General features: G+C 59.7%; 18 protein-coding genes and 1 pseudogene. 6 read left to right on the top strand and 13 right to left on the bottom strand.

Annotation, left to right across the window (positions count from 1 at the left end; translation table 11 throughout):
- Window positions 1–51: 51 nt before the first annotated feature.
- The gene (locus P9272_RS33525; protein WP_278164365.1) at window positions 52–924 is read right to left on the bottom strand and encodes a fatty acid desaturase; all 873 of its coding nucleotides are present in this window, start codon (window positions 922–924) and stop codon (window positions 52–54) included.
- A 241-nt stretch (window positions 925–1,165) separates the two neighbouring features.
- Window positions 1,166–2,803 carry a choline dehydrogenase gene (locus P9272_RS33520; protein WP_278164363.1) on the bottom strand — a complete coding sequence of 546 codons (1,638 nt, stop codon included), beginning with the start codon at window positions 2,801–2,803 and terminating at the stop codon, window positions 1,166–1,168.
- A 441-nt stretch (window positions 2,804–3,244) separates the two neighbouring features.
- On the opposite strand from P9272_RS33520, the gene P9272_RS33515 reads away from it, so the two are divergent.
- From P9272_RS33515 to P9272_RS33500, 4 genes are all read left to right on the top strand, one after another.
- On the top strand, window positions 3,245–3,916 hold the full coding sequence (locus P9272_RS33515) for a TetR family transcriptional regulator C-terminal domain-containing protein (protein WP_278164361.1): 672 nt from the start codon (window positions 3,245–3,247) through the stop codon (window positions 3,914–3,916).
- Between the two features lie 601 nt (window positions 3,917–4,517).
- Window positions 4,518–5,255 (top strand): SDR family oxidoreductase, encoded by a 738-nt coding sequence (locus tag P9272_RS33510; protein ID WP_278164358.1) that lies wholly within the window; start codon window positions 4,518–4,520, stop codon window positions 5,253–5,255.
- Complete coding sequence (locus P9272_RS33505) at window positions 5,252–5,983, top strand: SDR family oxidoreductase (protein ID WP_278164356.1); 732 nt, start codon at window positions 5,252–5,254, stop codon at window positions 5,981–5,983. The genes P9272_RS33510 and P9272_RS33505 overlap by 4 nt, the downstream gene beginning before the upstream one ends.
- Before the next feature lie 55 nt (window positions 5,984–6,038).
- Window positions 6,039–6,977 (top strand): DMT family transporter, encoded by a 939-nt coding sequence (locus P9272_RS33500; protein WP_278164354.1) that lies wholly within the window; start codon window positions 6,039–6,041, stop codon window positions 6,975–6,977.
- A 259-nt stretch (window positions 6,978–7,236) separates the two neighbouring features.
- Here the strand turns inward: P9272_RS33500 and P9272_RS33495 are convergent, their stop codons facing one another.
- The 7 genes from P9272_RS33495 to P9272_RS33465 all read right to left on the bottom strand — a co-directional run bounded on the left by P9272_RS33495 (window position 7,237) and on the right by P9272_RS33465 (window position 14,981).
- Window positions 7,237–7,503: a hypothetical protein gene (locus tag P9272_RS33495; RefSeq protein ID WP_278164352.1), complete on the bottom strand. Its 267-nt coding sequence runs from the start codon at window positions 7,501–7,503 to the stop codon at window positions 7,237–7,239.
- A gap of 423 nt (window positions 7,504–7,926) precedes the next feature.
- Complete coding sequence (locus P9272_RS33490; protein WP_278164350.1) at window positions 7,927–8,895, bottom strand: ABC transporter permease; 969 nt, start codon at window positions 8,893–8,895, stop codon at window positions 7,927–7,929.
- A gap of 3 nt (window positions 8,896–8,898) precedes the next feature.
- Window positions 8,899–9,834: an ABC transporter permease gene (locus P9272_RS33485; protein WP_278164396.1), complete on the bottom strand. Its 936-nt coding sequence runs from the start codon at window positions 9,832–9,834 to the stop codon at window positions 8,899–8,901.
- A 65-nt stretch (window positions 9,835–9,899) separates the two neighbouring features.
- Window positions 9,900–11,453, bottom strand: a complete 1,554-nt coding sequence (locus P9272_RS33480; RefSeq protein ID WP_278164348.1) for a sugar ABC transporter ATP-binding protein — start codon at window positions 11,451–11,453, stop codon at window positions 9,900–9,902.
- 60 nt (window positions 11,454–11,513) lie between these two features.
- Window positions 11,514–12,494 (bottom strand): ABC transporter substrate-binding protein, encoded by a 981-nt coding sequence (locus P9272_RS33475; protein ID WP_278164346.1) that lies wholly within the window; start codon window positions 12,492–12,494, stop codon window positions 11,514–11,516.
- 48 nt (window positions 12,495–12,542) lie between these two features.
- Window positions 12,543–14,213, bottom strand: a complete 1,671-nt coding sequence (locus tag P9272_RS33470) for a GMC family oxidoreductase (RefSeq protein ID WP_278164344.1) — start codon at window positions 14,211–14,213, stop codon at window positions 12,543–12,545.
- 12 nt (window positions 14,214–14,225) lie between these two features.
- Complete coding sequence (locus P9272_RS33465) at window positions 14,226–14,981, bottom strand: FCD domain-containing protein (RefSeq protein ID WP_278164342.1); 756 nt, start codon at window positions 14,979–14,981, stop codon at window positions 14,226–14,228.
- 146 nt (window positions 14,982–15,127) lie between these two features.
- Here P9272_RS33465 and P9272_RS33460 point away from each other — a divergent pair, with 146 nt between their 5' ends.
- Window positions 15,128–16,228 carry a mandelate racemase/muconate lactonizing enzyme family protein gene (locus P9272_RS33460; RefSeq protein ID WP_278164340.1) on the top strand — a complete coding sequence of 367 codons (1,101 nt, stop codon included), beginning with the start codon at window positions 15,128–15,130 and terminating at the stop codon, window positions 16,226–16,228.
- 331 nt (window positions 16,229–16,559) lie between these two features.
- On the opposite strand, the gene P9272_RS33455 is transcribed toward P9272_RS33460, so the two are convergent.
- Entirely contained in the window at window positions 16,560–16,718 is a 159-nt protein-coding gene (locus tag P9272_RS33455) for a hypothetical protein (RefSeq protein WP_278164338.1), read from the bottom strand.
- Between the two features lie 297 nt (window positions 16,719–17,015).
- Between P9272_RS33455 and P9272_RS33450 the strand changes: the two genes are divergently transcribed.
- Complete coding sequence (locus tag P9272_RS33450) at window positions 17,016–18,191, top strand: Fic family protein (RefSeq protein WP_278164336.1); 1,176 nt, start codon at window positions 17,016–17,018, stop codon at window positions 18,189–18,191.
- A gap of 523 nt (window positions 18,192–18,714) precedes the next feature.
- Here P9272_RS33450 and P9272_RS33445 read toward each other — a convergent pair.
- The 3 genes and pseudogenes from P9272_RS33445 to P9272_RS33435 all read right to left on the bottom strand — a co-directional run bounded on the left by P9272_RS33445 (window position 18,715) and on the right by P9272_RS33435 (window position 21,013).
- Window positions 18,715–19,745 (bottom strand): annotated as a pseudogene (locus P9272_RS33445) (IS110 family transposase).
- A 316-nt stretch (window positions 19,746–20,061) separates the two neighbouring features.
- Window positions 20,062–20,619: an IS630 family transposase gene (locus P9272_RS33440; protein WP_278164395.1), complete on the bottom strand. Its 558-nt coding sequence runs from the start codon at window positions 20,617–20,619 to the stop codon at window positions 20,062–20,064.
- 1 nt (window position 20,620) lies between these two features.
- Window positions 20,621–21,013, bottom strand: coding sequence for a helix-turn-helix domain-containing protein (locus P9272_RS33435; protein WP_278164334.1), 393 nt, complete (start codon window positions 21,011–21,013; stop codon window positions 20,621–20,623).
- Between the last annotated feature and the right edge of the window lie 181 nt (window positions 21,014–21,194).

Genomic DNA, 21,194 nt, shown 5'->3' with positions numbered 1-21,194 from the left:
GCCGATGTAGCAGCTTATGCCGCAACGGGCCGGCGGCGCAGGCTTAGCCGGTCACTTGCGTCTTCCGTTCGCCCGGGGCCAAAATCCCTCGATCCGAACCCCTTTCCGTTCGAGGATCGGGCGCATCTCCTCAAAGCTGGCGCGATAGCGATAGTAGGGGATGCTCGGGATCATATGATGGATCAGGTGATAGTTCTGCCCTTGCAGCAGGAAGTTGGCCCCGGGAAAAATTGACACCCGACTGTTCCTATAGCGGCCAATCTCGTGATGATCGTGATGCGGCGTCCAGGTGAAGAAGGTCAGCATGACCGTTTGGCCTATCCACCATGGGATAAACCACAGGAACAACACTTCACGCCAGAAACCCGCTGCTAGGGACGCTATCAAGATGGCCGCGTAGACTGAAAAGCTCGCGGCCGTATAGACAACCTCGCGTGGCGTGCAATTGAACCGTTTGCATTGGCGGTACTGCTGGACCGGGTTGAAATAATTCAGCAGCGCATACGGAAGGCGCAGGAAAACCCAACCGAGAAAGCTGCCGCGGGCATAAATGTCGGGATCTTCATCATGGTTGGTATGCGAATGGTGCGCCATATGCTGTCGCTTGTGCTGATGATAATTCAGCCAAAGCGGCGCGCAAGCGATAACGCCGGCGACCGGATCGATCCAGCGCAAGCTCTTGCGGCGTGAGCTGATATTGGAGTGCACCGCTTCGTGCACCACGGTGTAAAGCGAGTAGAGCACCACCAGATTGCAGAAGAAGGCCGCCCATATCGGGATCGCGCCCGCAACCGCAAACGCAGTGGATAAAGTGAAGATCACCAACAGGCTCCCTTCGAGGAACAACGTTCGGCCACCGAAATCCGGCGTATGACGTCTGCCGATCTCCGCCTCTTGCCTAACTGTCGAGGTGACTGCTGCCATGTGGCTGCTCACTGGATGATCAAAAAGGAAACTAGATAACCATCCAATTAGGATATTGCAGGGAGCTGAGTCAAGGGAAAGCTGCTCGTGCTGCTGTGCGCACGAGATAGCCTTTGCTTACCTCAAGCACCCAACGCGAGAGATTGTGACGGTTTATGCGCCGCATCGTGTCGGTCGCGACAAGGGTGGAGGCAGCCGACCGCAGGCAAATGCCGTCAGTAGGCTCAAATTCGACAAGTGGTTAGGCGACTGCCGCAATGCGTGGCAAAGCGGCAGGAGCAAGCGGAGGACGGCCGAGAATCTTGTCGGCGGCCTTCTCTGCGATCATGATCGTCGGGCCGTTGAGGTTGGCGCTGATGATCGTGGGCATGATCGACGCGTCTACCACCCTTAGTCCTTGCAGCCCGCGTACTCGAAGATCGCCGTCGACCACCGCTTGGTCGTCGTTGCCCATCTTGCAGCTGCAACTTGGATGAAACTCGGTTTCAGCAGTCTCGCGCACCCAAGTGTCGAGCTCGGCGTTGGAGCGCAACTTGGCGCCGGGCGCGACCTCCTCGCCCAGAATGTCAGCCATGGCTTGCTGATGCACGATGTCACGCGCGAGGCGGATCCCCTCGCGCATCTCCTGTCGGTCTTTCTCTGTCGACAGGAAATTAAACTGGATCCGGGCCTTCTGGCGCGGATCAGCCGAGGCAAGCGTTATGCGGCCACGGCTCTCTTGCCGAAGCTGCGAGCAGTGAAGCATGAAGCCTTCTGCGAGACTGACCTTGCTGCCTGCGTAGTCGAACAACACGGGGCTGAGGTGAAACTGCAAGTTCGGCCAAGGCGCAGTCGCGTTGCTGCGGATCAGCCCTCCAATCTCGAAAATGTTCGAAGACACGATGCCGCGTTTGGTGAAGATCCACTGAACGCCCGCCGCAAAGCGGCGTACTGGATCCCCCAGCCATGCCAACGACACCGGGCGCCGGCAAGTGAATTTCAATGAAATATCGAGATGATCCTGCAAGTTACGTCCAACGCCATCCAGTTCGTGTCTGATCGCGATGCCGTGACGGGAGAGCTCGTCGCCGGGGCCGATACCCGAGAGCATCAGGAGCTGTGGTGAGTTTATCGCTCCGCCTGAAAGGATCACCTCCCGAAGCGCCCTCGCCGCGACCATTCGCCCGCGGGTTTCGAAGGCAACCCCAACTGCTCTTGTGCCTTCCATTAGAACGCGATGGGCTAGCGCTCCGGTGACCACGGTGAGATTCGGACGCGAGAGAGCTGGACGGAGATAAGCGACAGCGGCACTGCATCGCCGGCCACCCTTGCGCGTGCTGTCTAGCCGAGCAAATCCTTCGGGCCCAGCGCCGTTTAGATCGTTCGAAATCGGGAAACCGGCCTGTGCCGCCGCACCGAGAAAACTGTCGAAGATCTCCAGTGGCAGCATGCCCCGACTGACCCCCAACGGACCGTTGTCGCCGCGATAGACATCGGCGCCGCGGTCGCTGGTCTCAGACTTTCGAAAGTACGGAAGGCAATGGGCATAATCCCAGTCCGGCATGTCGTTGCCGGCCCATCCATCGTAGTCGAGCGGGTGCCCACGCAGGTAGACCATAGAATTGATAGACGAGGATCCTCCAAGCACCCGGCCCCGCGGTACCGAAATGCGCCGACCGTTCATGCAGGGCTCGGGCTCGCTAGCATAAGTCCAGTTCGTGCGAGGATCGAGATAGGTACGATAATATCCGGCCGGCATGGTCATGAAGAGGCCACCGTCCTTGGGACCAGCCTCGAGCAGTAGCACGCGGTTGTGCGGGTCGCTGCTCAGCCGGTTGGCCAGCACGCAGCCAGCCGAACCACCGCCGACAATGATGAACTCGAAATCCCGCCGTCTCATGCGAACAATGCTCCGTTGTGTCTTTCAGAAGGCTTGGCCCGCTGCAGTTCCTAAGGTTGGGGCACAACTTCAATACATTCCCGCAGGCCCCGCCTACGTTTCCCTTGTCGCCTTCGTGCGTTCAGGTTCACTCAGGGTCCACGCCGGGACTGCGATCACCCAGCAAGAAGTCCATCTCGGCGTTTTCTTGAGCTCCTCGTAATTGGCGGGCAAGGCAAGCAGCTACTCGACCTGGCCGGGCGCCGCACATGGGCCCGCAATTCCGTACTGCGCGGCATTGTCTGCACCGCCTTCATCTGCAACTCTGACGATGTTAACCGCTTTCAGGCTCTGCCTCGATGCTGGCCTGGAAATTCCATCCAGGATATCCAACTCGCCGGGAGTTCCTCAGATTGCCGCTTCCTCTCGACAAGCTATTTGGAGTTGTTTGGACAGTCAACTGTGGCGAATAAGACGAGATTGCTCAAGATGTTAAGCGAAGACAGTCCAACGATGCGATACCGAGTTAGCGGAGAAGATCGCCAGCGCCAGCTGATCGAGGCTGCAATCGATGTCATCGGCAGCAAGGGATTGTCGCGAACCACGCTCGCCGACATAGCCAAGAAAGCGGGCTTAGCTTACGGTCACATCAGCTTCCGGTTCAAAACCAAGGAGAGCCTTCTGCTCGCCGCGCTTCGTGCCGTCACCGACGAATATGTAGCGGTTCGCGACGCGGCCGTAGCGCTTGAGGACCGCCCGGCGGCAGAACGACTGAGACTAATGATCGAGGCTGGGTTCCAGCGCAACATTGCAAGCAAGAAGAAAATTGCGTTGTGGCATGCGTTCCTGTCGGAGTGCCATACGCGACCAGCCTACATGAAGCTGTTCTCCGAGATCCGCAAAGCTGAGTATGGCAGGGCTAGGAAGATCTGCGACGAGCTCCTCAGCGAGGGAACGGACTCGGCTCTCGACCCCCATGTCGCCGCGTTAGGCATCAACTCACTGGTGGAAGGGCTCTGGTTCAACATGCGCCTCAAGCCTGGCGCCATTGACAGCACGGAAGCGCTAGTCATTGCGAACGCATTCCTCGCCGCCATCTATCCGGATCGGGCCAGATTCTTCATAAGCCGTTGAGTAGAAAATACAATCTTGTCGTTATTGACTGATCTACCAAATCGCCCCTATTGTTCGAGCTGCCTAACGACGTGGCAATCCTATTGGAGGCAGAGGCGATGTAATCGGCGCGGAGCTAGGATTGCATTGGGGTGCATTCCGCCAACCCCAATCGCTGCTCGTCATCCAAGATGCTGACCACTGCGAGGGGCTCGGGAAGTCGGCTGGACTCGATTAGAGATCGTATGTCGGGATCAAAAGCGCATTGCCGGCAGCCCGCTTCCGGACGTTCCCGACGTCTTCATGCCCTATTTCCCAATCCGAATCCCGAGCACGGGTGGATCCCCTTCTTGCTCGAAACTTGCCGAGACGTCGTTAACTGCCTCAGGACTTTAGCAACGGTGAACCGATCGGCTTCGACCATCTCGAGTGTCAACGAAACCCGCCATGGCGGTTGGGCAGGAGGCAGACTGCGGCGGACTGCTCGAATTGGAACAGGATCCGGGTCTCGTTGGAGCAACAGCCGTAGCAAGACCTTCGCGAATGTGATGACCCATATCATCGTCTGGAATAGCCACTCCCTGAAGATCCGGTTCGCAGCGGATTTCAACGAGGCGATGTCATGACGCTCGACCGCAGAGTTGTGCTGATCACTGGCGGCGGTTCAGGCATCGGCGCCGCTTGCTGCGACAACTTCGCGGCCCAAGGCGCGGTGGTGATCGCCGCAGACGTCAGGCAGCCCCCCACCGGCAAGGCCCGACAAGGTCGGACAACGCTGGAACTTGATGTAACAGATCCGCACCAGTGGCGCATAGTCATGGAGGACCTCCGCGGCCGGTATGGCCGGCTTGACGCCTTGGTCAACTCTGCGGGCCTTTTGGCGGAAGGCACTATTGAGAATACGCCGCTGGACTTATGGCGCCGAGTTATGGCTGTGAATCTAAACGGCACGTTTTTTGGCTGCCAGGCTGCAATTCCACTTATGCGCGAAGGGGGCGGTGGTGCAATTGTAAACCTGTCCTCGGTCTCCGGAATAAAGGCGGATGCGGAGCTTGCCGCCTATGATGCCGCCAAGGGTGCGGTGCGGCTACTCACCAAGGAGATTGCCCTTTATTGCGCTCGCCAAGGCGATCCGATCCGCTGCAATTCGGTCCATCCCGGAGTCGTGGACACGCCGATGGTGGCGAATTTCTTCCAGACTGCGAAAGTCGCGTCTGAACAGGAATGGGCGCAGAATCAGCCGATAGGGCGCAAGATTACGCCGCAGGAAGTGGCTAATCTGATCGCGTGGCTGTGCTCTTCTGAAGCCAGTTTCTCTACCGGGGCCGAATACATCATCGACGGTGGAACGACAGCATGAAGCTGACCGGAAGAATAGCAATTGTGACCGGGGCGGCGTCGGGCATAGGAGCAGCCGTCGCGGCCCGGTTCGAAAGCGCAGGCGCGGTTGTAGTCGCGACCGACCTCACGACTTTGGACAACCCCGCAGCCTGCCAGATGGATGTTTCGCTCGAAGGCGATTGGCGCAGCCTAATCGAGCGCGTCCTGACGAGGCACGGCAAGATCCACATCCTCGTCAATGCCGCGGGGGTCTCATTGGCCGGCGATACGATCGAATCCTGCTCCCCCGAAACCCTAATGAGGACCCTAGCCGTTAATCTGGATGGGACGTTTCTGGGATGCAAGCATGTGATTGCACCCATGCGGAAGCAGGGCGACGGTTCCATTATCAATTTCGGCTCGGTCTTAGGAAAGGTCGGCGACGGCGCTTCGGCCGCCTACACGGCGAGCAAAGGCGGGGTCGGCATGCTGACTAAATCGGCTGCGCTTTACCTCGCCAAAACGGCCCCCGGTGTGCGATGCAACCAGATTTCGCCAGGCTACATCGCGACCCCTATGGTTGAGCAGTGGCTCACCTCGTTGCCCAACGGCCAGGCACGCTTGGATCAACTCATTGAAGCGCACCCGGTGCGCCGCCTCGGACGGCCGGAAGAGGTTGCAGCTGCGGCCCTGTTTCTTGCTGCGGACGTGTCGCGTGCAGTTACCGGAGCGGACTTCCTCATCGATGGCGGATACACGGCCCAATGAAACATCGCTTGCAAAGACATCTTGATGGCCGCGGCGCGACCGGTGGTGATATCTCGTGAATCTTCCCGACAGCGAGCCCACCTTCCTACCCAGCCTTGGAGTGCTGGTTTCCGGGAGCATCTGGGGCTTATTCTGGCTCCCGCTGCGAGCGATCGAAGCGCGAGGGGCTTCTGGCGACTGGGTTAATCTGGTGTTCTTTTCCGTCTCCGGTGCGACAATCCTGCCCTGGGCACTAAGGCGAACGGTGCTGGCTACACAAAGCAAGGATCAGTTGGTCACTGGATTGCTGCTCGGAACGGCTTTCGCACTTTATACTCTGAGCCTCTCCATGACGGATGTCGTTCGGGCCATCCTGCTTTTCTACATGACGCCGGTTTGGAGCACGCTGGCCAGTATCGCCTTTTGGAAAGGCCGGCTGACGACCAGGCGCGCGGCGGCCCTTTCGTTCGGACTTGGTGGATTATGGTTGGTGATCCAGAACGATCAGGGCATCCCGATCCCACACAATACGGGCGATTGGGTGGGCCTGCTGGCGGGCATCTGCTGGTCACTCGGTACACTGCGGAGCTTTCACCGGGAGTCGCTGCCGGTGTCATCCACGATGCTGGCCTTTTCGATCGGGGGTCTCGGCACCACTCTGGCAGCGATGGTCCTCAGGTACCAAACGGGTAACCTTTCGACCAACATTGCAGCTGTCGTGGATGTAATGCCCCTCATGCTGACCCTCGGGCTGTGCATGTTTGCCATTCCTAATCTATTAGTCCTGTGGGCAGCTGAAAGAGTGGAGCCTGCGCGGGTTGGCATTCTGCTCCTTGCCGAGGTCCTGACTGGGACTGTCTCCGCCGCCCTGTTCTCGACCGAGCCAGTCAGCAAAGCCCAGATCCTGGGCGCCACGCTGATTGTAGCTTCTGGCGTGGTCGAGGTCACGGCTCGGTCCGAGTCGGCCCCGCGTAAATCTGCTGTGCGAATACCGAAAGCACGTCCGCAGCTTTGATGCCGAGCATGCTTTCTCAGCTGTCCAGAGGACGATTTCATGCCTTGAACATCATCGAGTATGGTGAGTTGCTCCACAATGCCGCCGAAATCGCCTTGCGAGACTCCCAGTCTCGGGAGTTTGCGACGCGTAAAGGACGGCTACTCAATTCTCGAGAAACAAGTCGGTTAAGAAATTTCTGATGAAATCTCTCAACTGCGGAATTTTGTGGCGGCTCGCATCGGCGGAACGCCGTAGGTGCTGAATCGACGGCTGCCTATCAGAGGAAGCGAGCTGACCACCATAAGGCGGCGGGAAGGGCGCAGCCAGTACCGCCTAGCTTGCCTTGCGTGGTCTGAACCGCCTCAAGCAGCTCTTCTTCCGTTCTCCGGCCGCTCTCGAACATGTTGACCAGTAGCAAGGCGGTAGCTTCGGCGTCCGGGGAACCCGGCTGGCAACCGCGCTCGCGGCACAGGACGTCAAACACGCGCTTCAGCACGTCGAGGTCTTCTGGATAAAAGGCATTAGGCGGTAGGTACCGTTGCATCTCTCTGTTCCCGTTGGGGGCGAGAGTGCGATGGTCGCTCTTAATCAGCGGAGCCCATAACACAGCCGCTGACCAGCGCACCTTGGGGCTCCTACCTAGAGCTGTCTATTGCATTTGATGTAGCGGCCGAAAGGATCTCGGCGAAGTTCAACCTGGCCCGGATGCTAGAATGCGCCAAGGCTGTATGGCCCACCGAGCAAAGCCCGGCGTAACCAGCGCTCCTAACCCATCGGAGGCTGGCGGCTGGGCGGACGCGGGACTTGACGGCCGAATTCCCATTGCAAGCTTCCAGGGTTCAAAATCGGCGGTCGAACCATACGCAATTTCCTGGCGGCGTGGGTGCGCAAGGAGGCGGCCAGCCGAGGAGGCCCGCCACGTCGCCAAGCCGATAAAGCGAGACCTGAGGGAAGTGGGCCGAGATGATCAGAGCGCGCCCAGACGTCGTCGTGTCAGTCGGGCCTGAAGCAAGACCACCACCAGCAGGAACAGCCCTCGGATCACTGATTGCCAGTAGGCTGAAAGCGAAATCCATCCCATTCCATTCTCAAAGTTCAGGACATTGAAAAGGATGCCGAGCAGGAGCACGCCGGCGAGCGTGGTCACCACCGAGCCCGAGCCGCCGGTGAGCAGTGTGCCGCCGACCACGACGGCTGCGATGGCGAACAATTCCCAACCGACTCCCTCAATCGGCTGTCCCGCTCCGAACTGCGAGGCAAGGATGACGCCGGCGAGCCCCGCCAGTCCTCCACTCGCGAGATAGACCAAAAACTTCACGCGATCGGTGCGCAGTCCCATCAGGCGCGAAGCATCCTCGCCGCCGCCGATCGCCAGAACTGCGCGTCCGGTGCCGGTGTAGTTCAAGACCAGGGAACCGATGAGATATGCCACGACAGCGATTGCTGCGGGGATCGGAAACGTCCACAAGTTACCCTGGCCGATGGCGGTGAAGCCTGACTCATAGGACACCGATACGGTCTGGTTGCCCGCAAGCAGAAGGGCTGAGCCACTGGCGGCCTGCATCGTGGCGAGAGTGGCTATAAACGGCATCAGATTGGCGCGTGTGACAAGGATCGCATTCATGAGCCCGGCGGCCAGCCCAGCGCCTATTCCCGCGGCGAGACCCGGCACGATCCCATAGGGACTCGCCAATGCCGAGGCTACGCTGCCCAAGGCGGCAACGGAGCCCACGGACAGATCGATCCCCCCTGTCATGATGACAAAGCACATCCCAAGCGCCACCAGCGCAAACATGGAATTGTAGCGCAGGAGAGTCATCACATTGTAGAAGCTGAGAAACCGATCATAACGCAGGAACCCGAACAGAACGAGCGCAGCCAGCGCAAGCAATACGCCGTAAGTGCCAATGATGCGGACCAGGCGGGCGCGATTCATGGGCTATCCGCGATGCTGCTGCTGCAGCCATACGGCAAGCGCGATGATCCCTGCCTTGACCACCAGGGCAGCAGCGTCAGGCACCCCGTTTGCCAAAAGAGTGTAGCGCACCAATTGAATGGTAAGCGCGCCCAGCAGGGTACCGACGATGGTGGCCTTGCCGCCACTGAGCAGGGTCCCGCCCACGGCCACCGCCGCGATGGCATCGAGCTCCATACCAAGGCCAACCAGGTTCGCGTCGCTGGATGAGTTGATTGCAATCACAATAAGCCCGGCCAGCCCGGCGCAAAGACCGCTAATGCCATAGACGGCGAGCTTGATCTTGGCGACGGCAATTCCGGCGAGTTCTGAAGCCTTTTCATTACCGCCGACCGCCAGTATGCATCGCCCGAACACCGTTTTCTTCAACGCCCATGCAGCTGCTGCGACGATGAGAGCCATGATGATGACTTGCGCTGGGATGTCCAAAGGTCGGGCAAGGCCAATCCATTGAAATTCAGGTACGCGGAAGGTCTGCAGGTTCCCGTTCGTCATCACCTGAGCAATGCCGCGACCGGCGATGAACAGGACCAGTGTCGCAACGATGGGCTGGATTCGGAAGCGGGCGACCAACCAGCCATTGAAGAGCCCCAACAGCCCGGCCACCAGTACCGAGATGATCATCGCGGCAGCCACGGCCAGGTAGATGCTTCCGATCGGAAGGATCTTGCCCAGGAAGATCATGGGTGCCAAAGCGCCCGAAATAGCCATCAGAGAACCAACCGACAGATCGATGCCGCCCGTGGCTATGACGAGTGTCATTCCGACGGCTACGATGACGATGGTGCAGACTTGAGTGAGGTTGACGTTCAGCGTCTGCATCGTCGCGAAATTACGGGTGAAGGCGAGGTTGAAAGCAACCAGCAATACCAGCGCGATCAGGGTTCCGTAGCGCGTCAAAAAACCGAGGAGATCGAAGCTGCGCGCGGCAACATCCCGATCCGCGTATGATCTCGGCAGTTCGGTCACGGCGCGGCCTCCGAGGAAGCGCTTGCCCCATGCGCCATTGCGCTCAGCACTTTTTCTTCGTTAGCGTCTTCTGCTTCCAGCTCGGTCACGCTGACGCCGTCGCGCAGAACGAATATCCGATCCGCACCTTCGATGATTTCCTCCAGCTCCGACGAAATCATGAGCACGCCGAGGCCCTGGTCTGCGAGTCCACGGATCAGACGCTGGATCTCGCCCTTGGCACCCACATCGATTCCCCTTGTCGGCTCGTCGAGTATGAGCAGTTTCGGGTTCATCGCCAGCCAACGGGCAAGCAGCACCTTCTGCTGGTTCCCGCCCGAAAGTTCTCTCACCTTCTGATTAGGGCTGGAACATTTTATGCCGAGCTCACGGATGAACCGCTCGACGACTTCGCGCTGGCGCGCTTCGTCCAGCACGCCGTTGCGACTGATTTTCGGAAGCAACGCAAGGGTGAGATTTTCTGCCACAGTCATCTCCGGGACGATACCTTCGCCCTTGCGGTCCTCGGTGCAAAAGCCAAGGCCGGTGACGATCGCGTCGGCGGGACGGTCGGGGCGGTAGACAACGCCCTCCATCGTCATTTCGCCGGCGCTCGGGCGATCGGCACCGAACACGAGCCGTGCGGTTTCGGTCCGACCCGCGCCGAGCAGGCCTGCAAAGCCCGCGATCTCGCCGCGCCGGAGGTCAAAGCTAACATTGCGGACGGCTTGCCCGGCCCTAAGCCCGCGGGCCGAAAACATCACATCCCCGATTCTAGAGCGGTCGCGCTCGCCGAAGGCTGTGGCGTGACCCTCGACAGCCGCCACATCGCGGCCAAGCATAGCTGCGACAAGTTCCAGTTTGCCGATCTCTTTCATCGCGGCGCTGCGCACAGTGCGGCCGTCACGCATGATTGTGACCTGGTCGCAGACTTCATAAAGCTCATCGAGCTTGTGGCTTACAAAAATGGCGGACATTCCTTCAGCCTTCAACTGACGGATGACGCTGAACAGCACTCCCACTTCCCGTTCGTCGAGGGACGAAGTCGGCTCGTCCATAACGACAAGGCGGGCGGAGAACCCTATAGCTCGGGCGATCGCCACCATCTGCTGTGTTGCCGTGTTGTATTCACCCAGTGGACGGCGAACATCGATGTCAACGGAGAAGCGGCTCAGCAGGCGCTCGGCTTCGGCGTGCATGGCATTCCAGTCGAGCAGACCATAGCGGCGCCTTTCCCGGCCCAGGCAAATGTTCTCCGTCACTGACCGCAGCGGGACCAGATTGATCTCCTGATAGATCGTGCTGATGCCGTTGACTTGCGCCTGGTGGGGCGAGTGGACCTCAAAGGGCTTGCCTTCGAATAGCACATGCCCCGCGTCCCTGCGGTGGTATCCGGTCAAGACCTTGATCAGCGTCGATTTGCCCGCGCCGTTCTGGCCTATCAAGGCATGGACCTCGCCCGAGCGCACGGAAAGCGACGCGTCCACCAGCGCGGGTATGCCGGCGAAGCGCTTTTGGATGTCGTGCATGTCGAGAAGCAGCGGAGAGGGCCCGTCCGGCGGCCGCGTCATCGGCAAAGCTCCGAAAAAAGCCTCCCCGCTGAGGCGAGGAGGCACCTTTGACCAGATAACTCAGAACGCCGTACCGATCTTATCCTTGGCATTCGTGCCGTCGTAGAAGTCATCGTCGTTCTTGATGAAGGGCGGGATCTGCTTCCCGGCGGCATAGTCGGCCATCGTGGCGAAAGCCTTGGGCCCAAAAAGCGGGCTGCAGCCGCAGATGGCGCCGATCTTGCCGTCGACGATTGCTTGCACGCCGTCTTTTTCGCCGTCGATCGAGACAATAAGCACATCTTTTCCGGGTGTCTTGCCGGCCGCCTCGATCGCTGCGATTGCGCCGAGCGCCATCTCGTCATTATGGGCATAGATGATATCGGCTTCAGGATGCGCCTGTAGCAATGTCTCGGCCACCTGGCGGCCCTTGTCGCGAGCGAAGTCGCCCGACTGTGAGGCGACAATCTTGAATTCCGGGTGCTTAGCGATGATGTCGTCAAACCCCTTCTTTCGGTCGTTGGCTGGCGACGAGCCGGTGGTGCCCTCCAACTCGATGATTTTCGTTTTTCCATTGGCGTTCTTTACCACCCACTCGGCGATGCGGTTACCCTCGTTGATGAAGTCGGAACCGATGAAGGTGACGTAATCCTGTCCAGGCTTGGCCATGGTGTGGTCGACATCGCGGTCGATGAGAAACACTGGGATCCCGGCATCGCGCGCGGCCAGAATGACCGGCACCAACGGCTTGTCCTCGCGGGGAGGCAGGAAAATCGCGTCGACGCCCTGAGCGATCATGGAGTTTACATCGGAAGCCTGCTTGGCCGAGGATCCGGCAGCATCAGTATAGACGAGCTGATGGCCGAGCTTTGCAGCCTCATCCTGCATGCTCTTGGTTTCAGCAAGCCGCCATGGATTGTTGCTCTCGGTCTGGGCGAAGCCGACCTTATATTTGTCTTTCTTGGCAAGCGGCGGGAGCGCCGCGAAGGCGCGCGACGCAAGCGTAAGGGCGGCCACGCCAACGGCGGAGCCTACCAACAATTTCCGACGGGTGATGATCATGCTTTTCCTCCTTGGTTGTGCGTTTGGACGACGTTGAATATTCCTCGTCTATGGCAGGTTGGTCAGTTCGCTTGCTGGCATGCCCCGCGATTGAGTCACTGCGCCCGCTTCCAAGATAAAGTCGGCGCAGCGATCGCCCAGCATCATGGCGGGCGCAGCAGTATTGCCGGCGTTGATGTTCGGGCAGGCTGACATGTCGGCAACGCGCAGGTTCTCTATCCCGCGCACCCGCATGGCCGCGTCCAGGACGGCCATCCGATCGCTGTCCGGACCCATGCGGCACGTGCCGGCCGGATGGTAATTCGTCTTGACGAAGCGCTTGCAGTGCTTTTCCAGCGCCTCGTCGCTGAGGTCGTTTTCTCTGGGAACGGCCACAGCCTTGATGCGATCGGCTAGAGGCTTGGCGTGGAATGCCTTCAGGAAATACCGCTGGCCGGCGATCATCTCCTGCATGTCATCTTGATGTTTGAGCAGATGCGGAGAGACGACCGGCATGTCGTTCGGATCTGCCGAGCGCAACTTCACGAAGCCACGGGATTTCGGTTTGACAACCACGGTCGTCACGGTAAGCCCGTAGGTATTCTCCACCAGCGTGAGGATATCGCGGTCCAGGTAGACATGTGGCACGCAAAACGCCTGGATCGTCGGTTCGCCATCCGGGTCGGCGGGATTGACAAAAGCTCCAGCCTCGACCCCCGCCGACAGGATCGTGCCGGCGCCGAACAGCTTGAAATGCAAGCCGTTCTTGATCATCCGCCAACCCTGACCCTGCTTAAAGTAGCCGTAGGGCCCGTTCGTCGTGGCAATGATGGGCACTTCTGGATGGTCGATCAGATTCTGGCCTACGCCCGCAAGGTCGGCGATGCAGGCGATGTCATGTCTGGCAAGTCCGTCGGCCGGGCCAATACCTGACAACATCAGGAGTTTTGGCGAGACCAGCGCGCCGGACGAGACGATCACATCGGCGTCGGCATAGGCCTGGTGTTCAGTCCCTGATTGGTCAGTGTAGACTACACCCTTTGCGCGCTCGTTCTGGATCACCAACCGCCTCGCGGCGGAGTTCAACCTCAGCGTCAGCCTGGGATCCTTCGCCAGCGGCTCGATGAAGGCATAAGCCGCGCTGCTGCGCTTCCCGCGGCGGTTCATGAACTGATAGAAGCCCACTCCGCGTTGCGACGGTCCGTTGAAGTCATGATTGTAGGGAAGTCCGAGCCGCTGCACAGCTTGCACGAACCAACGCGAAACCTCGTCAATGTGACCGGGGTCGGAGACGAGCAGTGGTCCTTCGCTGCCATGCAAGTCGCCGCTCAGGCGATTGTTGCCCTCCATGCCCTTGAAGTGGGACAGCACAGCCTCCCAGTTCCAGCGGATGCCGGCATTGTTGCCGCGCAGCAATTCATCCCATTCGTCATAGTCCGAGACGCGGCCGCGCATATAGACCTGGGCGTTGACCGACGTGCCGCCGCCCAGCACGTTGCCTTGCGAGATTTCGTGTTGTCGGCCATCCAGATGCTGCTGCGGTTCGGTGCGGTAATAACGCATGAACTTCGAACCGTTGATCATCTTGAAAATGCCTGGCGGCATATCGAGCAGCGGGTGGTGATGCGAATGCCCAGCTTCGAGAAGCAGGACTCGCCGTCCTGCTCTCACCAGGCGTGCCGCGACCACGCAACCCGCTGCTCCGCCGCCCACCACGATATGATCGTAGGTCTGCGTCATTCTCGCCGGCCCTCAGGGCATTTCAAATGTGCCACGGACATACTCCCAGGCCGCAGAAAGATGATTGAGCAGCGCCCGCTCGGCGCCATCTGGATCTCTCTCGATGATGGCCATGCAGATTTCGCGGTGGCTCAAAAAGTTGACCCGGTTGCGCTCGGGTGACCGGGGCATGCGCATCCAATGCGGTGACAGCCATGCAGTGAAGGCCTTGTGCACCGCGGGCATGACCGGGTTGCGCGTGATCTGATAGAGCACGGCGTGGAATCCTACGTCAGTGGCGTAGAATTTTGCCGAATCCGGTATCGCCGCCTCGTTCATCTCGAGCGCTGATCTAAGCGTGGCCACATCGTCCTTGCGCGCGTGGACGGCGGCGTTGCGCGCAAGAGCGGCTTCAAGAAAGACCCGGGTGTCGTAGAGGTTCTTCACTCCCGCCTGAGCGCTTAGCAAGTGACCGACAACACCTTCCAGAGCGCCGAGCGCCGCGTCCAGCCCCGGCCGGCGCACCACCGGCCGAAAGCGTGGGCGCGCTTCGATAAGACCGCGGCTTGCCAGGCGAGCGACTGCTTCTCGCACCACACCGCGGCCAACGCCATACTCGGCCATCAATTCGCGTTCGGCCGGCAGGAAGCTGCCGTCACCGAGCTTGCCGGAGGCGATATCCGCTTCAATTCCGGCCACCATGGCGTCTGCGGCGCGAGGAGCGCCGCTGGTGGTGCGCGTTCCAAAAAGCTGCGGTGTGCTTAACAAGCTGGCCTCCGCGTAACGCAATCATTAATGCGCAGATCGGACCAAAGCACAAGGTCTGGTTGGATATCATCAGACCATATGAGTAAAAACCGCTGATTCAGTTGCGATTTGCCAGCGAGAATGCAATTATGGTAGGACGAAAAAGGATCCGGCGAGAGAGCCTCGCAATGCGCGATTCATTGATCACTGACGTAAAGGTTCGGCTTTTCCGGGTGCCGTTGCGTGAGGCAATGACCGACGCCAAGCATGGCGTCCACACGCATTTCGAACTGGTGACCGTAACCCTTAGGCTGGCCGACGGCAGCGAAGGAACTGGCTACACCTACACTGGCGGCAAAGGGGGGCATGCGATCGGCGCAATGATCGTGCACGACTTGGCGCCGTTCCTGAAAGGACGTGACGCGACCGACATCGAAGCCCTCTACGATGGGATGTTATGGCACATCCATTACGTCGGGCGCGGCGGCATCGCGTCGTTTGCAATTTCTGCTCTCGACATAGCACTTTGGGATCTCCAGGGCAGGCGCATCGGCCGCTCACTCTGGAGGATGGCCGGCGGCGCCGGCAAGACCGCCAAGGCTTATCGCGGCGGCATCGACCTGAACTTCTCCCTCAAACAATTGCAGGCGAACATCGACTCCTACCTCGCCGCTGGGTTCAAAGCTGTGAAGATCAAGGTCGGCAAAGATGATCTTGCCGAGGATGTCGGCCGAGTGAGGGCCATCCGTGAGCGCATCGGGCCGGAGACCCCCTTCATGGTGGACGCCAATTATGCGCTCGACGTTCATAGGGCTGTCGAAGCGGCAAAAGCGTTCGCGCCCTACGATCTCCTGTGGTTCGAGGAGCCTATTATACCGGACGATTACCAGGGCTATGCTGCCATCGCCGAGGCGACGGGCATGCCACTGGCGATGGGCGAGAACCTGCATGTCATAGAAGAGTTTGAGCATGCCTTCGTTTGGTCCAAGCTCTCCTATATCCAGCCAGACGCCTCGAACTGCGGCGGCATCACAGGCTGGTTGCGGGTAGCCGAGCTTTCCCGCAAGGCCGGCATTCCGGTGTGCAGCCACGGCATGCAGGAACTGCATGTGAGTTTGGTCGCGGGTCAATCAAACGCCGGTTGGGTTGAGGCGCACAGTTTCGACATCGACCTGTACACCGCTCGTCCGCTCAGGTTGCAAGATGGGCTGGCGGTTGCCCCGGATGAACCAGGCATTGGGGTCAGCTTCGACTGGCGCAAGCTGGCTCCCTTTGAGGAGAAGATCTAGGCTGAGACCACAGCGCTCACCCAGTCCTAAGCTAAGCTCGACGAGGCGGACGAATCACGGTTGAGATTTACTGAGCTTGACTGGCGACTGCACGGTTTGCAGCCGGTCCAATGGCTGGGTTGCGATTCTCGGGCAGCATTCGGCCTGTCCTCCGGTCGGTTTTCCGAAATGAGGTCCGCCAAACCAAGATGCCGAAAACCGAGTGGCGGGAATATGCCACAAAGCTTGTAAGCACCTCCACGGGATCAAAGCACGTCGATCCGAAAATCCTGGACTGGATCGTTCGTCGAAGCTCCGGAGTGTATGGATTCAGCGTAGCCGCCCTTGACTACTACCGCTTGCCCAGCAGCATCTTGGCTTCGCGGACAAGCGAGCTCCGGTCGGCGCCGAGCAGTGAAATCAGTTTCCAGGCCAGCGCCTCGCTGATCCCGATTTCCTGGACCAGCCTCCTCACGACGCCGGCGTCCGACGGATTTCTAGAAGTCGGCAAAGGATGCCTCCTCGAGGAAGGGGGAGTGGGTTTACGGGAAAGCAGTTTCATACTCGAAATCTCAGGCGCGGATAGCAGCATTGAGAGAGAAGCGGGCCAATAGCCGGTTCTTCTGGTTTGGCGCCGTCAAAATTTGCCAGGCAGCGTCCTAGGGATGAAGCCGTTTCCAGCGATTTTTGCTAAGAACGATCTCTTGACTAACGATCTTCGTTAGTAAAGAAATCGTACCTAGCGCGTCAGGCAAGGAACACGACCGTGCCTTGCGCTTCAGATCGTTTCTTCATGTAGGGTTGCGCGATGCCAACGCGTAAGACAGGTCGATATGAACGGGTAATTGTCGGCGGGGAGAAGGTCGATGCCTTTGTCCCCTTCGACCTGCCACCCGCGCGCCCGGCGCTGGTCATCGACGACAAGCTCGAACATCGTCTCCGCGAAGCCGAGCAGGCGCTCGTTCGGCTCGATCTCGCAGGCGAGATGGTGCCCTCACTCGATTGGTTCATCTATGCCTTCGTTCGCAAGGAAGCAGTGATTTCGTCACAGATCGAAGGCACCCAGGCGTCCCTAGTCGACCTCCTCGCCTTCGAGGCCGAGGAACATCCCGCAGCCAATGCGGACGTCGAGGAGGTCACGAACTATCTCGACGCTCTGGCTTATGCGCGTGGCCAACTGGCAGCGAAGCGTGGCCTCCCACTTTCGATGCGGCTCCTGAACGAGGCTCACAAGCGGCTGATGCGTGGCGTGAGGGGTTCGAACAAGCAGCCTGGGGAGGTTCGCCGCAGCCAAAATTGGATCGGAGGAAGTCGGCCGGGGAATGCGACCTATGTGCCGCCGGTGCCCGACAAACTTCCTCAGTTGCTCAGCGAGCTTGAGAAGTACATGCACGTTGACGAGAAACTGCCCGCGCTAGTACGTGCGGGGCTGTTGCATGTGCAATTCGAAACCATCCATCCTTATCTCGACGGCAACGGTCGGATCGGACGACTGTTGATTGCGCTGCTGTTGGAGCATTGGAAACTCCTGAACGCTCCGCTTCTCTATCTCAGCCTGTTTTTCAAGCGTCACCGCGACGACTATTATCGGCGGCTCAACCGTGTGCGGCTGGAAGGGGATTGGGAGGGCTGGATAGACTTCTTTCTGGATGGAGTCGCCACGATTGCTGATGAAGCAGTCGCCTCGGCGCGCGAATTGTTCAATCTCGTCAGCACGGACCGAGCCCGGCTGTTGAGTGCAGACTCCGCTTCCGTCTCGGCACTGAGGCTATTCGAGCAGCTTCCCCGACATCCAATCGTGACGGTCGTCTCCGCTATGAAGATGATTGATACCAGTAAGCCAACGGCAACCCGCGCGATCGAAGCGCTGGCTGAAGCTGGCATTCTCGTCGAAACGACCGGCAAGAAGCGTGACCGCAGCTTTGTCTACGGAGCCTATATGGAGCGTCTGCGGATAGGGACGGATTTGCCTGATCGCAGATGACACGAACGATTCAGGTCCGGCGACATTGGACATTATATTGCGTAACTTTGCAGCTTGCATCGCGACAATCATAAATTACTTCGATGCGCCAGAAGCGGACGTTCGGTCAGGCTCCTTGTTGAAGAAGCTCGTGATGCTCTGCCCCTGCCGAATCCCGCTCAATGCGGGGGCGACGGCCGGTTCTTGATGGCTACCTCAACCGCAGGCGCCCTCCCGCGCAGCGGGTCGTCTAATCGCTCTGCCGTCAAGGGGGTGAGTGCAAGGTAGTCGACCTTTCCGTTGATGCTCGTTCGTTCGTCCCTATGCCCGGGTACAGGGTCGTCTACGCGGTCGACGCGATGATCGCCGCAGGATGAGTTTCGCAGGTGAGATCTTCCCTATGTTCGTTACGCAATCTGCTTAACGAGGCAGTTGCTTCCCGCTTCGCGGAATGATCTCAGCCACGTCCCGGCAGGGACAGCTTGTAAGAACGTTGTTTTATGGAATGGTATGACGGAATCGCCGCAGGTGAGCGACTGGAGTATCAGGCAGCGGCTCGCGTTCCTCCGTGCGGATTGAACAGCTCGCCCGTCCGAAGCATCGCATGCATGATCACCGCCAGCTTGCGCGCCAGGGCCACGGCCGCTCGTTTGAAGCCGAGCCGTTCTTTGAGCTCCAACGCCCAGGTTCGCAGGGTGCTGGTATCCGTCGACCGGTTCAGGATGACCGCGGCCGCTTCGTATAGCAGTGCGCGCAACTGATTGTCGCCACGGCGCGAGATATGGCCGTCATTGTCGACCTCGCCAGATTGGTAGCGTCTCGGGGTCAGGCCCACCCATGCGCCCACGACGCGCGAGTTCCTGAAGTTCGCCGGATCCTCCACGGCCGCGGCAAAGGCGGTGGCTGTGACGGTGCCGACACCGGGCACCGACATGAGCAGACGGCAGTGCTGGTCTTCACGAGCCATCGCGGCCAGCTGCTTGCTCAGCTCTGCTATCTGGTATCGAATACCACTCCATGCCCGAAGCATCGGCACGACGATGCGCGCCAGCTTTTTTCGCCCTGCAGAAGATCGTGAACGTTGCGCTCGAACACACTGCCGGCGCCCTTGGGCACGACGAGGCCGAACGTCTTCATCAATCCGCGGATCTGGTTGGATATCTGCAAACGCATCTTGAGAAGCTGGCGCCGCGCGGTGATCAGCGTGCGGATCAACATGCTGTCGAAACCTTTGACCCGAACCTCCCGGTAGAAGCCGACCTCGGCCAGATGTGCCAGGCCATCAGCATCGTTCGCATCAGTCTTGTTCGCGGCCATGTCGAGGGCTGCCTTCGCATGCCGCGCGTCGATGCAGATCACTGGCAGGCCCTCTGCCGTCAGCGCATGGTAGAACCAGACCGAAAGCGGCCCCGTCTCGAACACGACCCGTCGGGCATGTGGTGCGCGCTTGCGGATCACCGCCGCGAGCAGTTGCGGATCGGATGCGCACTTGCCCCGCCAGGTCCTTTTGCCGTCCTGCCGGATCGATATTGCCGTCTCTTTCATGGATACGTCGAGACCGATATACTGCGCCATGGCTGTCCTCCGTTCGATGCCTGGGCCCGGTGCCAATCGTGAGCCCGTTCCTCATCCTATCGGGGGACAGCCAGCCGGCTAGGTGCTCGAACATCGCCGCCACATCTCAGGTGGCCACCGCTCCCGCGATTACGTCATGTTCGTTCTGCGGCCCCAATCGAGACCTTCGTTCCCTGGGTAACCCGTGTCGGCTCCAGCGCGAAGGTGGCATAGGCGACAAATTCGTCCGACGACTGCCGTGGAACTATACGGATCCAGACTGCGGAGTATGCACGGGTAAGGACGAAATCAGCCATGCGCCTAAAGCGTGTCGCGATTAATCGGCCTCATATCCGGCAGCCTTGAAGAAGTTTCTGCATTCGGTTGGCTCGAACAGATGGCAGATGTCACCGAGGGCTTGGCAGAGTGCGTCGAAGGTTCTGGCCGCCTTCTTTCGCAGCAGCGCCTTGAGTTTTGAGTAGGCCATCTCGATCGGGTTGAGGTCGGGCGAGTATGGCGGCAAGAACAGAAGCCAAGCGCCTCTTTGGCGGACCAGTTCAGCGGCACGCTCGCCCTTGTGGAAGCCGACATTGTCGAGAACGACGACGTCGCCGGGCGATAGCTGGGGAGCGAGTTGGGTTTCGACGTATCGTTCGAAGATAGCGGCATTCATCGGCGCGTTGACGATCCACGGTGCGACAAGACCGTGGCATCGCAGTCCGGCGATGAAGGTCTGCGTCTGCCATTTGCCAAAGGGCGCATGCGTCCTGAACCGCTCGCCCTTCGGCGCCCAGCCAGTGCGTTTGGTCAGCTTGGTATTGGTCGACGTCTCATCGATGAACACCAGCCGTGCCAAGGCCTTGTTGAAGAAGCGCTTTCGCCGCCCCATCCACATCTCACGCGCCTGGCGCACGTCGGCCCGCTGCTGTTCGCTGGCCTGTAGAGTTTTTTTTATGACTGAGCCCCAGGCGGTTGAGCAGCCGCCCGACATTGGAGCGGTGCACGCTCACCCCACGCCCCTCCAGTTCGACGCAAAGCTCGTCCAGCGTCAGTTCGCCGGTCTCGGCCAACCGCGAGCGGACAAACTCCACATGCGGCTCGAGCTTGCCGCCACCTACATGGCCCTGCCGACGCGCTTCAAGCGAACCGGTCTGCCTGCGCAGCCTGATCAGGTTGTTCACAAAGCGAGGCGAAACGCGGAAATGGCGCGCAGCCTCGCGATGCCCATGTCCCTCATCCACATACGCAACAACACGCCGACGCAACTCAAGCGGTAGCGGCTTGCCCATCGCGGTTTCCTTTCAACCGCAATGAATCATGAACTCACCGCAAGGGGAATCTGGAGGCTTCTGTGAGGTCCGTCGGCGCAACGGAGCGAGCCGACGGATTGTCTGACCTCATTGCAAGCCGGATTGAGCGAAGCTGCGGGTCGGTCTGGCGCTATGGGGATTGTAGCCCTGAGAAGCGGTG

It is taken from the genome of Mesorhizobium sp. WSM4976 (genome assembly GCF_029625685.1).
Taxonomy (GTDB): domain Bacteria; phylum Pseudomonadota; class Alphaproteobacteria; order Rhizobiales; family Rhizobiaceae; genus Mesorhizobium.
The sequence above is the reverse complement of the archived record's forward strand: the minus strand, read 5'-3'. Positions and strand labels throughout refer to the sequence as shown.